Source organism: Mycolicibacterium tokaiense (assembly GCF_010725885.1).
Taxonomy (GTDB): Bacteria; Actinomycetota; Actinomycetes; order Mycobacteriales; family Mycobacteriaceae; genus Mycobacterium; species Mycobacterium tokaiense.
In genome coordinates, this window is record NZ_AP022600.1 from 2467744 (window position 1) to 2482796 (window position 15053).

Annotated in this window: 14 protein-coding genes; 13 read left to right on the forward strand and 1 reads right to left on the reverse strand. The window is 67.3% G+C overall.

The window, feature by feature from the left end; all coding sequences use genetic code 11:
* Position 1: 1 nt before the first annotated feature.
* Genes G6N58_RS11880 through G6N58_RS11915 form a run of 8 tightly spaced genes read left to right on the forward strand, consistent with a single transcriptional unit; the run spans position 2 to position 9416 of the window.
* On the forward strand, positions 2-1135 hold the full coding sequence (locus G6N58_RS11880) for a Zn-dependent alcohol dehydrogenase (RefSeq protein ID WP_115278565.1): 1134 nt from the start codon (positions 2-4) through the stop codon (positions 1133-1135).
* The gene (locus G6N58_RS11885; RefSeq protein ID WP_115278564.1) at positions 1132-2286 is read left to right on the forward strand and encodes an acyl-CoA dehydrogenase family protein; all 1155 of its coding nucleotides are present in this window, start codon (positions 1132-1134) and stop codon (positions 2284-2286) included. The genes G6N58_RS11880 and G6N58_RS11885 overlap by 4 nt, the downstream gene beginning before the upstream one ends.
* A gap of 15 nt (positions 2287-2301) precedes the next feature.
* On the forward strand, positions 2302-3744 hold the full coding sequence (locus G6N58_RS11890; protein ID WP_115278563.1) for an aldehyde dehydrogenase family protein: 1443 nt from the start codon (positions 2302-2304) through the stop codon (positions 3742-3744).
* The gene (locus G6N58_RS11895; protein WP_232067827.1) at positions 3741-4460 is read left to right on the forward strand and encodes an enoyl-CoA hydratase/isomerase family protein; all 720 of its coding nucleotides are present in this window, start codon (positions 3741-3743) and stop codon (positions 4458-4460) included. The genes G6N58_RS11890 and G6N58_RS11895 overlap by 4 nt, the downstream gene beginning before the upstream one ends.
* Positions 4457-5179, forward strand: a complete 723-nt coding sequence (locus G6N58_RS11900; protein ID WP_115278562.1) for an SDR family NAD(P)-dependent oxidoreductase — start codon at positions 4457-4459, stop codon at positions 5177-5179. Before G6N58_RS11895 ends, G6N58_RS11900 begins: the two co-directional genes overlap by 4 nt.
* Positions 5179-6342 (forward strand): dihydrodipicolinate synthase family protein, encoded by a 1164-nt coding sequence (locus G6N58_RS11905; protein WP_115278561.1) that lies wholly within the window; start codon positions 5179-5181, stop codon positions 6340-6342. Before G6N58_RS11900 ends, G6N58_RS11905 begins: the two co-directional genes overlap by 1 nt.
* 28 nt (positions 6343-6370) lie before the next feature.
* On the forward strand, positions 6371-8365 hold the full coding sequence (malQ, locus tag G6N58_RS11910; protein WP_232067828.1) for a 4-alpha-glucanotransferase: 1995 nt from the start codon (positions 6371-6373) through the stop codon (positions 8363-8365).
* 10 nt (positions 8366-8375) lie between these two features.
* Positions 8376-9416 (forward strand): TIGR03857 family LLM class F420-dependent oxidoreductase, encoded by a 1041-nt coding sequence (locus G6N58_RS11915; RefSeq protein ID WP_115278560.1) that lies wholly within the window; start codon positions 8376-8378, stop codon positions 9414-9416.
* Between the two features lies 1 nt (position 9417).
* Here G6N58_RS11915 and G6N58_RS11920 read toward each other — a convergent pair whose 3' ends face one another.
* Positions 9418-9708: a Dabb family protein gene (locus G6N58_RS11920; RefSeq protein ID WP_115278559.1), complete on the reverse strand. Its 291-nt coding sequence runs from the start codon at positions 9706-9708 to the stop codon at positions 9418-9420.
* 116 nt (positions 9709-9824) lie between these two features.
* Here G6N58_RS11920 and G6N58_RS11925 point away from each other — a divergent pair, with 116 nt between their 5' ends.
* The 5 genes from G6N58_RS11925 to G6N58_RS11945 all read left to right on the forward strand — a co-directional run bounded on the left by G6N58_RS11925 (position 9825) and on the right by G6N58_RS11945 (position 15039).
* Entirely contained in the window at positions 9825-10754 is a 930-nt protein-coding gene (locus G6N58_RS11925; protein WP_232067829.1) for a LysR family transcriptional regulator, read from the forward strand.
* Between the two features lie 116 nt (positions 10755-10870).
* The gene (locus tag G6N58_RS11930) at positions 10871-11908 is read left to right on the forward strand and encodes an amidohydrolase family protein (RefSeq protein WP_115278557.1); all 1038 of its coding nucleotides are present in this window, start codon (positions 10871-10873) and stop codon (positions 11906-11908) included.
* 22 nt (positions 11909-11930) lie between these two features.
* The gene (locus tag G6N58_RS11935; protein WP_232067830.1) at positions 11931-13424 is read left to right on the forward strand and encodes an aldehyde dehydrogenase family protein; all 1494 of its coding nucleotides are present in this window, start codon (positions 11931-11933) and stop codon (positions 13422-13424) included.
* A gap of 46 nt (positions 13425-13470) precedes the next feature.
* Positions 13471-14763 (forward strand): MFS transporter, encoded by a 1293-nt coding sequence (locus G6N58_RS11940; protein WP_115278555.1) that lies wholly within the window; start codon positions 13471-13473, stop codon positions 14761-14763.
* A 36-nt stretch (positions 14764-14799) separates the two neighbouring features.
* The gene (locus tag G6N58_RS11945; RefSeq protein WP_147289331.1) at positions 14800-15039 is read left to right on the forward strand and encodes a hypothetical protein; all 240 of its coding nucleotides are present in this window, start codon (positions 14800-14802) and stop codon (positions 15037-15039) included.
* Positions 15040-15053: the final 14 nt, after the last annotated feature.

Consider the following 15053-nt stretch of genomic DNA (forward strand, 5'->3'; position numbering starts at 1 on the left):
CATGCGCACCCGAGCCGCGGTCACCTACGGATTGAACACCCGCTTCGAGGTCAAGGAAGTCGAGCTCGACGAGCCCGGCCCCAACGAGGTGCTGGTGCACCTGGTGGCCTCCGGCATCTGCCACTCCGACATGCATCACGTCACCGGCGACCAGATAGCCGCGCTCCCGATGATCTTCGGCCACGAAGGCGCCGGCGTCGTGGACAAGGTGGGCCCGAACGTCACCCACGTGGTCCCCGGCGATCACGTGGTGATGTCCTACCTCCCGTCCTGCGGTACCTGCCGGTGGTGCACCGACGGGCAGACCAACCTCTGCGATCTGGGTGCCCACACCGTGGAGGGGCCGCAGATCGACGGAAGCTACCGCTTCCATGACGACGACGGCGTGAACCTCGGACAGTTCTGCCTGGTGTCCACCTTCAGCGAATGGACGGTGGTACCCGGTCAGTCGGTTGTCAAGGTGGACAAGCACTACCGGCTGGAGCGGGCCTGCCTGGTCGCCTGCGGTGTCACCACCGGCGTGGGTACCGCGATCTACCGCGGCGGGGTCGAGCCCGGTGAGGACGTGATGGTCTACGGCGTCGGCGGGATCGGTATGAACATCGTGCAGGGCGCCAAGATCGCCGGGGCCAAGCGCATCATCGCCTGCGATACCAACGACTGGAAACTGGAGCAGGCCAAGTTGTTCGGCGCTACCCACACGGTCAACCCGAACACCCAGGATCCGGTCGAGTTCGCCACCGAGTTGACCTGGGGTGTGGGCGTGGACAAGGCCTTCGAGGCCATCGCCACCGCCGAGACCATCGGTCAGGCCGTGCGCTCGGTCCGCAAGAGCGGCACCGTCGCCGTCGTCGGCCTGACGCGGCACGATCAGCCCAGCATCCCAGTGAACCCGTCGGACTTCGTGCTGTGGCAGAAAACCCTCACCGGTTCACTCAACGGTGGCTGCAACCCACGCAATGACATTCCGAAGATGCTCAAGCTGTGGGATTCCGGGCAGATCAATCTCGATGGTCTGGTGACCAAGGAGTACCGCATCGAGCAGATCAACGAGGCCTATGACGACCTGCTGGCCGGCAAGAACCTGCGCGGCGTGATCCGTTACGAATGGGCAGACAACGGAGTTCCGCAGTGACACTCACGTATTCACTGGACGCCGATGCCGCGCAGTTCCTCGCCGTGGTCGGGGACTTCTGCACCAGCCGGGTGGGTCCGCGCGCCCAGGACATCGATCTGTCCGGAGAGTTCTTCCCCGACCTGCTCTCCGATGCCGCGGATCTCGGCCTGCAGGGCCTGATCTTCGGTGACGACGGCAGCATCGACCCCACCATGTTCGCCCTGGCACACGAGACCACCGAGCTTGTCGCGTCGTACTCCGGCGCGGTGGCGCTGGGTATCTCGATCGCCCGGCTGCACGGATACCTGCTGGCCGCGTACGCACCGCCCGACGTCCGGGACCGGTGGCTGCCGGGACTGATCGACGGCTCGCTGCGCGGTAGTTTCGCGCTGAGCGAGCCCCACTCGGGCACCGACATTCGGGCCGGGCGGACCGTGGCCGTCGAACACCCCGATGGAACGGTGACCATCACCGGCGAGAAGGCCTGGATCACGCAGTCTCCTGAGGCGCACTTCTGCATCGTGCTGGCCAAGCTGGGTTCGGCAGACCGTGACGCCCCCACCGCGGCGTTTGTCGTCCCGCTGGACGCTGCCGGGGTCACGGTCGGCAAGGACGAGCCGATGTCCGGTTTCCGCGGAATGCCGATGGCAAATGTGCATTTCGACAACTGCCGGGTGCCGTCTGACTGGCGGCTGCAGACGGATGGATTCCGCGGCATGCTGGAAGGACTCAACCTGGCCCGGCTCGACGCGGGATGTTACGGCGTCGGGTTCATGCGGGCGGCGCTGCGGGAATGCGGCGCCTACGTGCGCGATCGGCAGGCGTTCGGCAGGCCCCTGGCCGAATTGCAAATCGTGCAGGAGAAGCTGGGGAAGATGCACGCCGACTATCTGGCCGCGCGGGGACTGCTCCGGGACGGGGTCACCAGCTACGCCGCCGGCGGCGGCGGTGACTCCCACCTGATCTCGGCTGCCAAGATGTTCGCCACCGACGCGGCCATGCGCAACACCGTCGAGGCCGTTCAGTTGCTCGGCGGGTACGGCGTCCACCTTCACTACCCCGTCCAGCGACTGATGCGCGACGCCAAGATCACCCAGATCATCGACGGCACCAGCGAGATCCACGCCTTGATGCTCGGCCGCGCCGCAGCGCGTGCCGACTGGACCTGACCTCGAGGAGAAGACATGACACTGAGCGGATCCCTGCAGCGGGCCCTGTTCATCGACGGCGAGTTCGTCGGTTCCGACGGAGAGATCTCACCGGTCACCGACAAGGCCAGTGGTGAGGTGATCGGCGAGTCGATCACCGCCACCGATGTCGATGTGGACCGGGCCGTCGCCGGAGCGGTTGCTGCGCAACGGGAGTGGTACACCACCCCCGCCACCGAACGGGCAGCCATCCTGCGCCGGGGCGGTGCGATCCTGGAGCGGGAGGCGGGTCGGTTCAAGGAGATCCTGATCCGCGAGGGTGGTGCGATCGGGCCCAAGGCCGAGGGCGAGATCGGCGCCAGCGTCATCGAGTTCTTCCAGGCCGCCGAGCTGGCCACCACCCCGTTGGGCGAGATCATCCCCTCCGGTCAGCGGGGTCGGGTCAACATCGTCGAACGTCGTCCCGTCGGGGTGGTGGGACTCATCACCGCGTGGAACGCGCCGGTGCACATCGCCATGCGGGTCCTGGCCCCTGCCATCGCGCTGGGCAACACGGTGGTGCTCAAACCGGCGCCGGAGACCCCGTTCACGGGCGGATTGATGCTGGCCGAAGTGTTGGCCGAGGCCGGCCTGCCCGCTGGTGTGGTCCAGGTTCTCACCGGCGGACCCGCTGGAGCCCGACTGGTGAGCCATCCCCAGGTGGACATGATCCACTTCACCGGCTCCGAGGACACCGGGCGCCGGATCAACGTGGCGGCCGCGCCGCTGCTCAAACGGGTGGCGCTGGAACTCGGCGGCAACAACGCCAGCATCGTATTGTCCGACGCCGACGTGGAACTGGCCGCGCGGTGCGGTGCGGGCTCGTCGTTCGGGCACCAGGGGCAGGTGTGCATCGCCACCGGGCGGCACATCGTGCTGGCCGACGTCGCCGCGGACTATGTGGCGGCGCTCTCGGCGGAAGCGGCGAAGCTGACCGTCGGCGACCCCTACACCGCTGCGGTGGACCTCGGTCCGATGCTGTCGCAGCGCCAGGTCGACAAGGCCCTGGCCATGGTGAGCAGCAGTGTCGAGCTGGGTGCCCGGGTGGTCGAAGGCGGCACCGCCGACGGCGTGTTCCTGCGCCCCACCGTGGTCGACCAGGTTCGCCCCGGCATGGTCCTGCACGACGAGGAGGTGTTCGCCCCGATCGCGCCGGTGACGGTGGTGGACTCCGTGGACGAAGCCCTCAAGATCGTCAACGGCACCCGCTTCGGACTGTCCACCGCGGTGTTCAGCCGTGATCTCGATACGGCCTGGAGTGTGGCCGACCAGGTGCGATCTGGCATGGTCCATGTCAACGACGGCACCGCGCTGCACGAGTCGCAGGTGCCCTTCGGCGGCACTGCGGCCTCGGGGTTGGGTGATGACCTCGGCGGCCGCGCCAACATCGACCTGCTCACCGAGCGTCGGTGGACCAGCCTGCAGCGGAATGTGTTGTGACCGACGGTGCTGTGCGACTGGAGATCTCGGGCCCGGTCGCCCGGATCGTGCTGGACCGGCCGCGCAAGCGCAATGCGCTCAGCGCCCATCTGGTCGCTGAACTAGGGGACCGGCTCGAGGACATCGCGGGCTCCGATGCCCGGGTGGTGCTGCTCACCGCCGAGGGGTCGGTGTTCTGCGCCGGCGCCGACACCGTCGAGTTCAGTGCAGCTTCGGCAGAAGCGGTGCGCGGCCGGTGGACGCGGCTGGGGCAGCGGGTGTTCCGGTCACTGGCGGAGCTGCCGCAGACCACCGTCGCGGTTCTTGCGGGCGGCGCTTATGGCGGCGGCCTGGAACTGGCCATGCACTGCGATTTCCGGGTGGCCTCCGACACCGCGGTCCTGGCGCTGCCGGAGGCCACGCTGGGCACCACCCCCGGATGGTCCGGCCTGAGCAGGATCCGGGAGATCGCGGGGGTGGCCGCTGCCCGTCGACTGGCCCTGGTGGGACAACCCGTCAGCGCCGCAGAAGGGCACCGGCTCGGCATCGTGGACATCGTGACCGCCGACGTGCAGTCCGCCGCAGACGACCTGGTGCAGGATCTGCTGAACACCGCCCCCGGCGCGCAATCGATTCTCAAACGCGTGCTCGCCTGCGACGCGTCGGCACTCATCGACTCGCTGGCAGGTGGCTACCTCGTCGCCTCCGGCGAAACCAATTCCAGGAGACACTCATGACCAGAACAGTTCTCATCGCCGGATCCTCCCGCGGGATCGGCGCCGCCGCCGCCCGCCACGAGGCCGCCCGCGGATCCCGGGTGATCCTGCACGGCCGCAGTGATTCGGTTGCGCTGAAGGAATTCTCGGGAGAGCTGGATGCACCGGCCTACCACTGCGACGGGCAGGATGCGGCCGCGGTGCAGCAGCTGGTGGACACCGCGTTGGCCGACGTGGGCGCCATCGACGCGCTGATCTGCACGCTGGGCAGCGTGTCGGCCACCGACGCCCTGGCGGGGTCCACCGAGGACTGGATCGCCGAATACCGCTCCAATGTCCTGGGACCGGTGAACTTCATCCGGGCGGTGGCGCCCTCGATGCTGGCCAACGGTGGTGGCCGCATCGTCACGGTCTCCTCCATCCGGGGCCGCGACAACCTGGCAAGCCCCGAGGTGACGGCGTACAGCGCCGCCAAGGCGGCACTGGAGAACGTCACAGTGTCGTTCGCCAAGGCGCTGGCACCGTCGATCACCGTCAACTCCGTCGCCCCGGGCTTCGTCCTGACCGACATGTCCGAAACGTGGTCGGACGAGGTGCGCAAGGAGGTGGCGACCAATCTGCTGGGCCGCGCCGCGCAGCCGCAGGAGATCGCCGCCCTGCTGTGTTTTCTGGTCAGCGACGGCGCCAGTTTCATCACCGGCCAGACCGTCCTCGCCGACGGTGGACTGGACGCCCGCTGATGACACACCTGATGCTGCCCGCCTCCGACGGCACTGTCGCACCGGTGGAGCTCGTGGCCCCGCCGGTTCTGGTGACCGGCTCCGCCCCGCCCACCAGCCGCGTCGTGTACGCGGCGGCCCATGTGGTGGCCGACCCTCTGCGGGCGTGCGATGCGGTGGCAGGTGTGGAGCAGATCGACTGGGACGCCACACTAAAATTGCGCCGTCGCCTGTGGTCACTGGGGCTCGGTGTCGCGGAGTCCATGGACACCGCCCAGCGCGGGATGGGTCTGGACTGGGCCGGCGCCCGCGAGTTGGCGCTACGGACCCTCGCCGACGCCCCCGCGCACGGCGGTGACGTGGTGGTGGGGGTGGCCACCGACCAGATCGAAGGCCCGACAACCGATCTCGGCCTCATCCGAGATGCCTACCTGGAACAGATCGCCGATATCGAGAGCGCCGGTGGCGCTGTGGTCATGATGGCCAGCCGGCACCTGGCCGCAGCGGCCCGCAGCCCGGACGACTATGCCAAGGTCTACGGCGAGGTGCTGGCGCAGGCCGGCCGCCCGGTCATCCTGCATTGGCTTGGATCCATGTTCGACCCCGCGCTTGCCGGCTACTGGGGACACGACGAGCCCAAGGCCGCGATGGCAACCGTCGTCGACATCATCGCCGCCCACGTGGACAAGGTGCACGGCATCAAGGTCTCGCTCCTGGATGCCGCACTGGAATCACTGCTGCGCGAGCAGATCCCCACACCCGCACGGGTGTTCACCGGCGACGACTTCAACTACGTCGACCTGATCGCCGGTGACGGCACCAGACACAGTGACGCATTGCTCGGCGCCTTTGCCGCGGTGCCCCGGTTCGCGTCAGCGGCCTTCGCCCGGTTGGACGCCGGTGACGTCCGCGGGTTCCGTGAGATCCTGGAGCCGACGCTGCCGCTGAGCCGCCTGGTGTTCCGCGCCCCCACCCAGTACTACAAGGTGGGCGTTGCCTGGCTGACGTACCTCGACGGCGGGCAGGACCACTTCCGGATGCTGAAGGGCTTCGAGACCGGTCGCAGTCTGCTGCATCTGGCCGAGCTGGTACGGGTGGCAGGCGGGCTGGGGCTGTTCGCCGACCCTGAATTGGCCGCGGCGCGGGTGTCGGCCTACTTCGCCGTGCAGGGCATCCGGGTGTGAGTGTGGCGGAGGTGGGTACAGGAGCACAGTGTCAGCCCCACGCGCCTCCGCGGCCCCCGAAGACCTGCGCCGCCTGGCGGCCGCCCACGGCGTGGCCACGTCCTACAACAACGAGCGGCGTGAGCCCGTAGAGGTCGACGCCGACGTCATCATCACCGTGCTCGGACTCCTCGACGTGGAGGCGGCCACCGAAGCGGACCGGCGCCGCGAACTTGCCAAAGTCGCTGAACTCGATCAGGCCGGCATGATCGCCCCCACCGTCGCGGTGCGGGTCGACGGTGGCACCCACACCGTGCCCGGCGCCCGGTTGTTGGTCGGTGAGGACGGAACGCAGATCGAGGTGGAGGATTCTCTCCCGGTGGATCTGCCGGTCGGCTGGTACCGGTTGCACACCAGTCAGGGCCAGGAGGTCACCCTGGTTGCGGCGCCGCCGAAGGTGCCGACTGCGCCGGTGAGCTGGGGGTGGATGCTGCAGCTGTACGCGCTGCGCTCGGCTCGGTCGTGGGGCATCGGCGATCTGGGTGATCTGCACGAGTTCCTGGACTGGACAGCTCGTGAGCACGGCGCCGGCGCGATACTGCTGAACCCCCTGCACGCGCCTGGGCCCACCCATCCGGTGCAGCCGTCGCCTTACACCCCGTCGAGTCGCCGGTTCGCCAACCCGCTGGCTCTTCGGATCGAGGACCTCGACGCCTATCTTCAGGCCGACCCCACCACCCGCGCCGAGGTGGATGCCCTGCGGGTCAGCGCCACCACCGAACGCATCGACCACGACCTGGTCTGGGCCGCCAAACGTGATGCGCTGGAGCTGTTGTGGCGTTCGGCGGGACGGCCCGACGCGATCGCGGAGGCGTCGGCGGGGTTGCGGGACTGGGCCACCTATTGCGCTCTGGCAGAACGGCACGGGGGCCGGTGGAGCCGGTGGCCGTCGGAGCTGCGTGACGTCGGCAGCCCGGCGGTGGCCGCCGCTCGGCGAAATTTGGCTCCTCGGGTGGCATTTCACGCATGGGTGCAGCAGCAGTGCGCCGACCAGCTGACGGGTCTGCGGCGCCATGCCCATGACTCCGGCATGGCGGTGGGTGTGCTGCATGATCTTGCGGTGGGGGTGGACGCCGACGGCGCCGACGCCTGGGCGTTGGCCGAGGTTCTGGCCACGGGGGTGAGCGTGGGAGCGCCGCCGGACAACTTCACCCCGCGCGGGCAGGACTGGGGTCTGCCGCCCTGGCGACCGGACCGGCTGGCCGCCACCGGATACGCCGCGCTGCGCGACATGCTGCGTGCTGTCCTGCACCATGCCGACGGACTGCGTATCGACCATGTGGCCGGTCTGTGGCGGCTGTGGTGGATCCCGCCGGGCGACACCCCCGACCGCGGCACCTACGTGCACTACGACGCCGAGACCATGCTGGCCGTACTCGCCTTGGAGGCGCACCGCGCCGACGCCATCGTGGTGGGGGAGGATCTGGGTACCGTCGAACCCGAGGTGACCCAGGCCCTCGCCGACAACGAGATGCTGGGGTGCGCGGTGTCCTGGTTCACCCGCGACCAGTCGCAACCGGGGGAGCCGCTGCTGCCGCCGTCGCGGTGGCCGTCACGCGCGGCTGCCAGTCTGTCCACCCACGACCTGCCGACCGCGGCCGGCTTCCTGCAGGGGGAGCACGTGCGGGCGCGGGCCGAGCTGGGCCTGCTCGACGACGTGCCGGCCGAGCAGGCCACTGCGGACCGCGAGCGGGCCGAGTGGCTGGAACTGTTGCGCAGCGAGGGCGTCCTGGACGGGGCGCAGCCCGACGACGCGGAGATCATCACGGCCATGCACCGTCTGCTGGCGCGTACGTCGAGCCGGCTCAAGCTGATCTCGCCGTACGACGTGCTCGGTGAGGTCCGGCAGCCGAATCTGCCCGGCACGGTGGACGAATACCCGAATTGGCGCCTACCGCTGCCGCAGACGCTCGAGGAGTTGATGGCCGATCCGCGCGTCGCCGATGTGATCAAGGCGTTCCGGGGCGCGCTGCCGGACTGCTAGCTTACTGGGCGTGGCGGAACGGGTGCTGGACGAGCTGGGTTACTACCTGTTGGCGGGCGCCGGCGGCGAGGGGCCAGCGACGCTGACGGATGAGGCGCGCCGCGGTGAGCAACTGGGTTTCGGAACGGCGTTCATCTCCGAGCGCTGGAACGTCAAAGAGGCCTCATCCCTGGTGGGTGCCGCCTGCGCGGTGACCGAACGGATGCAGATCGCCACCGCCGCAACCAATCACAACACCCGCCACCCGCTGATCACGGGATCGTGGGCCACCACCATGCACCGGCTGTCTGCAGGACGCTTCACCCTGGGCATCGGCCGCGGCATCGGCGCTCTGTACTCGGCCTTCGGCGTGCCCGCGGTGACCACCGCGCAGATGGAGGACTTCGCTGCGGTGATGCGGCGGCTGTGGCAGGGCGAGATGATCTTCAACCACGACGGTCCCATTGGAAAATACCCGGTGTTGTTCCTCGATTCCGACTTCCGCGAGAACATCCGGCTGGCCATCGTGGCGTTCGGACCGCAGACGCTGGCCCTGGGCGGCCGGGCCTTCGACGACGTCATCCTGCACACCTACTTCACCCCGGAGACGTTGCAGCGCAGTGTGAAAACGGTCAAGGCCGCCGCCGAAGAGGCGGGCCGCGACCCGGCATCCGTGCGGGTGTGGTCCTGCTTGGCCACCGTCGGTGACCACCTGCCCGAGGAACTGCGGTTGAAGAAGACCGTCGCCCGGCTGGCGACCTACCTCCAGGGCTACGGCGACCTGCTGGTCGACACCAACAGATGGGATCGTGCAGTGCTGCAACGATTCCGCGATGACGCCGTGGTGCAGTCGATTCACGGCGGCATCGACCACAAGGCCAGTGCCGAGCAGATCGAGCACATCGCCACCCTGATTCCCGACGACTGGCTGAAGCCCGCGGCCACCGGCTCGGCCGCGCAGTGTGTGGGCCGGGTGCGCCAGGAATTCGACTACGGCGCGGACGCGGTGATCATGCACGGCGCCACCCCCGATGAACTGGCGCCCATTGTGGAGCAGTACCGGGCTGGTTGAGTCAGCTCTCCAGCTGCGCCACGCTCCTGCTTTCGAGGTGCGGGTTGATCATCTCCTTGATGATGCGCTGATGCTCGGGGTTGTCCCGGTAGGTGAGGAAGCTGTCGCGGTCGTCGAACGTGCCGACCACGGCGAAGTCGAAGCTGCCGGGGGAGAGGTTGACATCGGGTCCGCAGACGTAGCTCTGCACCCCGTCGATGGCGGCGACCGCGGACTGGAGTGCCTCGGCCACGGCCTGAGCATCGAAGGACTCGTCTTTCCACTTGAACATCACGACGTGTGTGAACGACATGTGCAGCAGCCTCCTCGGATCGGGGTGCCCATCCTACGGGCGCGGCCGGGCACGCCGGTCGGGCGTGCTCTGAGAGGATGGGACGCAGCCCGCCCCGGACCGGGAAAGGAGAGTCTGTGAGCGACGATGGTGGGGACACCAGATCGCTGACCGATCTGGATCTGCCGCAACTGCGGGCGCTCCATGCGTTGTTGACCGAGCGAAGCGTCACCGCCGCCGCTCATCGCCTGGCTCGCAGCCAACCCACTCTGTCGAGTTCCCTGGCGCGGTTACGCCGCCATTTCGGTGACGAGCTGCTGACTCGCTCAGGCAACCACTACGTTCTGACTCCGTTTGCGCAACAGATTTTCCCGCTGACCGGAGTTGCGGTCGCGGCAGTCGACCGGGTCTTCGCGGCAGAGGCCGACTTCGAACCACACCGCACTCAGCGCGAGTTCACGATCGTCTCCTCCGATTTTGGGATCAGCGTGATGGGCGGGCTCCTGGCCGCGCGACTCCTGCGTGACGCCCCGTCGTCGAGGATCAGGTTCCTGCCTCCCACGCCGGCCGTTTTCGGCCGCGAAGGTGATTACTTCCGTACGGTCGACGGTGCCTTCATGCCCGATGGCTACCTCAACCTCGCACGCCGCCTGGACCTGTACACCGACCGTTGGGTGTGCGTCGTGTGGTCAGGCAACAGTCGCGTGAAAGGGCAACTGACCATGGCTGATCTCAGGGAGCTGCCCTGGGTCACGACCTCGGTGGATCCGGTGAACAGGTCGCCGGCCTGGCGGCAGATGGAGTTGCTCGGTGTGGTGCCGCGTGTGTGTGCCATCGCGGACTCCTTCGTGTCGATGCCGAGGCTGATCATGGGGACAGACGCCGTGGCGATGCTCCAATCGCGGGTGGCCGCCTTTGCCGCGCCCCGCCCCGAGTTCACCGTGCTGGACTGCCCGTTCGATGTTGTGCCGCTTGTCGAGTCCTTCTGGTGGCACCCGATGTATGACGAAGACCCGGCCCATCTCTGGCTGCGGTCGGTGTTCGAGGAGATCCGGACCGCACTATAGGTCCCATCAATACTCTGCATCAGCAGAATTGGCTTCCTTTGGTACGTGCATACGGCGCACACTGATCCAGCAGATGTGATCTGCGTCTACCGGATCAGGAAATCGGAGGAAGCGCCATGTCGTCGCCAGCGCTAGATGTGCACGCCCACTTGTGGCTGGACGCGGTGGAAGCTGTCGCTGCGTCCGGCAACGGGTACGTTAATGCCGTTGCGCTGGAACTGCATCGGTTCGGTACCGAATCAGTCGCCGAGAGTGCGTCGTCCGCAGCCGAAGTCAGGGACAAGCTGACCGATCCCGCCGCTCGCCTTGCTGCCATGGATCAGGCGGGTGTGGGGGTGCAACTGGTGTCGGTCGCGCCGACGCAGTATTACCCCTGGGCGGAGGCGGATCTGGCACTCGAGTTGAGCGCACTGACGAACGCGGGTGTGGCCGAGCACTGCGCCACTGCGGCTGATCGGCTTCTGGGACTTGGCGTCGTCCCGCTGCAGTGTCCTGAGCGCGCCGTGAAGGCTCTCGAGGACGCCGTTCTCGGACACGGTCTACGCGGAGTCGAAATCTCCTCCCATGCACCGAATCCGAACGGCGGCACCGTGGAACTCTCCGACCGTCGGCTCGACGCCTTCTGGCATCGTGCCGAACAGTTGCGCGCCGTGGTGTTCCTTCATCCCTGGGGATGCACGCTGGATGCACGACTGGACAGTTGGTACTTCGGCAACACCGTGGGGCAACCCGTTGAGCATGCGGTGGCCCTGTCGCACCTCATCATCTCCGGTGTCCTGGACAGACATCCCGACCTGCGACTGGTTGCTGCTCACGGCGGAGGGTATCTGCCGACATTCATGGGCCGGGCAGATCACGCATGGCGCCATCGACGGGACGCGCGAGGCTGTCGGGAATTGCCCAGCAGCTACCTGCAGAGAATGTGGTTCGACTCGCTGGTACACACCCCGGAGGCGCTTCGCCGGCTCGTCGACGCAGTGGGAGAACGACGGGTCGTCCTCGGATCGGATTTTCCGTTCGACATGGGGGACAGCGATCCGATCGGAAAGGTCAGGGCCGCGGGCCTGACCGAAAGGGTGCAGCGGGCGATCATCGCGGACAACGCGCGAGATCTCGGCCTGACTGTCGAGACAGCAGCAGCACGACATGCCTGATCAAGAAGGAGACACACACCTCGTGAACACAAGCGAACCGCGGCGGCTGCCGTGGTCGTCCGATGATCCTGCCGATCACTTCGTGGTCGACAACCCGGCCACCGGAGCGCCTTTGGTGACGCTCGCTGGTTCCGGAGCCGCACAGGTCGATGAGGCGGTGCGCGGCGCCCATGCGGCGCACGTGCGCTGGAAGGCCCGCCCGCCGCGGGAACGCGCGCAGTATCTGCGACGAATCGCCGAGGCCATCCGTGCCGACGCAGACACCATCGCAGCCTTGGAGACTTCCGACAACGGCAAGCCGCTTCACCAGTCACGAGGGTTCGACACCGAAGCGGCCATCGCGATCTTCGAGCTGTTCGCGTCGCTGTGTGAGGCGATGCCCGGTGCGGTCCGTGATGTCGGGCCGATCGTGGACGTGACGCTGCTGGAACCGTTCGGTGTGATCGCGGCGATCGTCCCGTTCAACTGGCCGCCACTGCATGCTGCGGGCAAGCTGGCCCCCGCCTTGGCCGCCGGCAACGCCGTCGTCATCAAACCGCCGGAACAGGCACCGCTGTCGGTGCTGCACGTCGTCGATATCGCGCGGTCGATCCTGCCGGACGACATCGTGCACGTGGTCGCCGGTGGTGGAGCCGTGGGAGCAGCGCTGGCCGGACATCCGCTGGTGGGCAAGATCTCCTTCACCGGCGCTCCCGGTACCGGAGCAGCCGTATTGCGGACTGCTGCAGACAATCTCACGCCGACACTGATGGAGCTCGGCGGCAAGAACCCGTTCATCGTCTTCGCCGACGCTGACCTGGAGTCGGTCATCCCGTGGGCTGTCGAAGGTGCTTTCTTCAATCAGGGCGAGGCCTGTACGGCTGCGTCTCGCATCCTGATCCATCGCGAGATCTACTCCGAGGTCGCCGAACGGATGGCCGAGGCGGTACGCCGGCTGCGGGTGGGCGACGGTGCTGATCCGGCCACCCACGTGGGTCCCTTAGTGACCGCCGAGCATCAGCGGCGTGTCGAGGACTATCTGGCCATCGGCGTCAAAGAGGGGGCCACGCTGTTCGCCCAGGCGGCAATCCCCGCTGATCCGCGGCTCGCCGGCGGGCATTACGTGGCACCGTCGGTCTTCACCGATGTCACCCCCGGTATGCGCATCGCGCAGGAAGAGATCTTCGGGCCCGTGACGTGCCTGATTCCTTTCGATACCGAGGACGAGGCGGTAGACATCGCCAATGGCACCGAGTTCGGGCTGGTGGCAGCAGTTTTCACGGCCGACAGCGAGCGTGCCATGCGGGTCTCCCGGTCGATCAGAGCGGGCATGGTGTTCGTCAATCACTACAACAGGGCCTTTGTCGGCACACCCTTCGGAGGCGTCGGCCATAGCGGCTTCGGCCGCGAGCATGCACTCGAGACCCTGCACGAGTTCGGCTACAGCAAGAGTCTGCGACTGCCTTCCGGGCTTTCCCCGATTCCGCGGTGGGCACCATCAATCAGTGTGTGCCACAACTCTTCTGCTCAAATCTGACCCTCTGAGACCACACGTGTCCGCCCAAAGACGAGAAAGGCACGCCATGACCGTGACCACCAGAACACCCAACACCACCCTGCGGCGTGCTGCCGTCGCCAGCCTCGCCGGCAGTGCCGTGGAGTTCTACGAATTCACCATCTACGGATTCCTGGCCGTGGTGTTCGCTCCGCTGTTCTTCCCCTCGAGTGATCCCACGGCATCAACGCTGGCCGCTCTTGCGGTGTTCGGCGGTGGCTACCTCGCTCGGCCGCTTGGCGGCATCATCTTCGGTGCGCTCGGTGACAGAGTCGGGCGGCGCAGCATCCTGCTGGCCACCATCTTCCTGATGGGCGGCGCTTCAACCCTGATCGGTGTACTGCCGACCTACGCCCAGGCCGGTCTCGTGGCTCCGCTGTTGTTGCTCGTCATGCGGATTCTCCAGGGCGTTTCGGCAGGAGGTGAATTCGCCGGCGCCCAGACCTACATCGTTGAAATGGCACCCGAACGCCGCCGCGGGCTCTACGGCTCGCTTCCGGTCTTCGGTGCGGGCCTGGGTTTCGCCTCCGCCGCGTTGGTGGTTGCTTTGGCATACGCCAGTCTCGATGCCGATCAGATGCGAGAATGGGGTTGGCGAGCGCCCTTCCTGCTGTGCCTGCCGCTCACCCTGGCATGCCTGTTCCTGCGTCTGCGGCTCGAGGACTCTCCCGAGTTCAAGGCGATGGTGGCCGACGCCAAGGTCACCAGAACACCTGTCCGAGATGTCCTGCGAACCCAATGGGCCGACGTCATCCGGATGGCTTTCATGACGATTGCAGTGCTCGGACCGAGTTTCCTGGTCAAGGTGTACATGGGGATTCACCTCGTGACGGTGAAGGACCTTCCCCCGGCGCAGGTCTACACCGTCCTGGGGCTCGTCCTGCTGGCGACCGCGCTGTTGTTCCCGGTGATGGGCAAGCTGGGCGATCGGAGGGGACGGCTTCCGATCATCAAGGTGGGATACGCGGCTTACCTCGTGCTCTCGGTCCCGCTGTTCCTTGTGGTGAATGCCAGCACCAACTGGTGGCAACTGATCCCCGCTCTGGTGGTGTTCGCGGTGATCGAGCCCGTGGTGGCCGGATCGGTGTACACCTCGTTCGCCGAGCGGTTCCCAGGCCGGGTGCGCTACACCGGAACAGCGCTGAGCTTCAACCTCGGCGCAATCGCCGCTGCCGGTTTCGGGCCCTACATCTGCGGGCAGTTGATCGCATCGACGGGGTGGGCCGCGTCGCCGGGGCTCTGGGGAAGTCTGTGCGCACTACTGGGGCTCGTCGCAGTGTTGCGGTCCCGGGAGACCAGCCAGGTCGAGCTCGCGCGCTGACGTGGCCGCACATCGAGTACAAAAGTGGGAAATGCCATGACAACCGCAACTTTCGGAACGAATGCCGTCGATTGGGAGCAGCGGGTCGACTTCGACCGGCTGCATGCCCAGTGCCTGGCTCGGCGTAAGCCCGAGCGGGATCACTCGGACCTCGGAACCGAAGATCCCCTGGTCGCGGGGCAGAGGTACTTCTCCGTTGCCGGGTCGCTGCCGGGTCTGCGCCACTCTCAGTCACACCGCAGCACCGCGGCCGGCCGGCGCGAACCGCTTGTGTGAAACGAGCGGGGTGC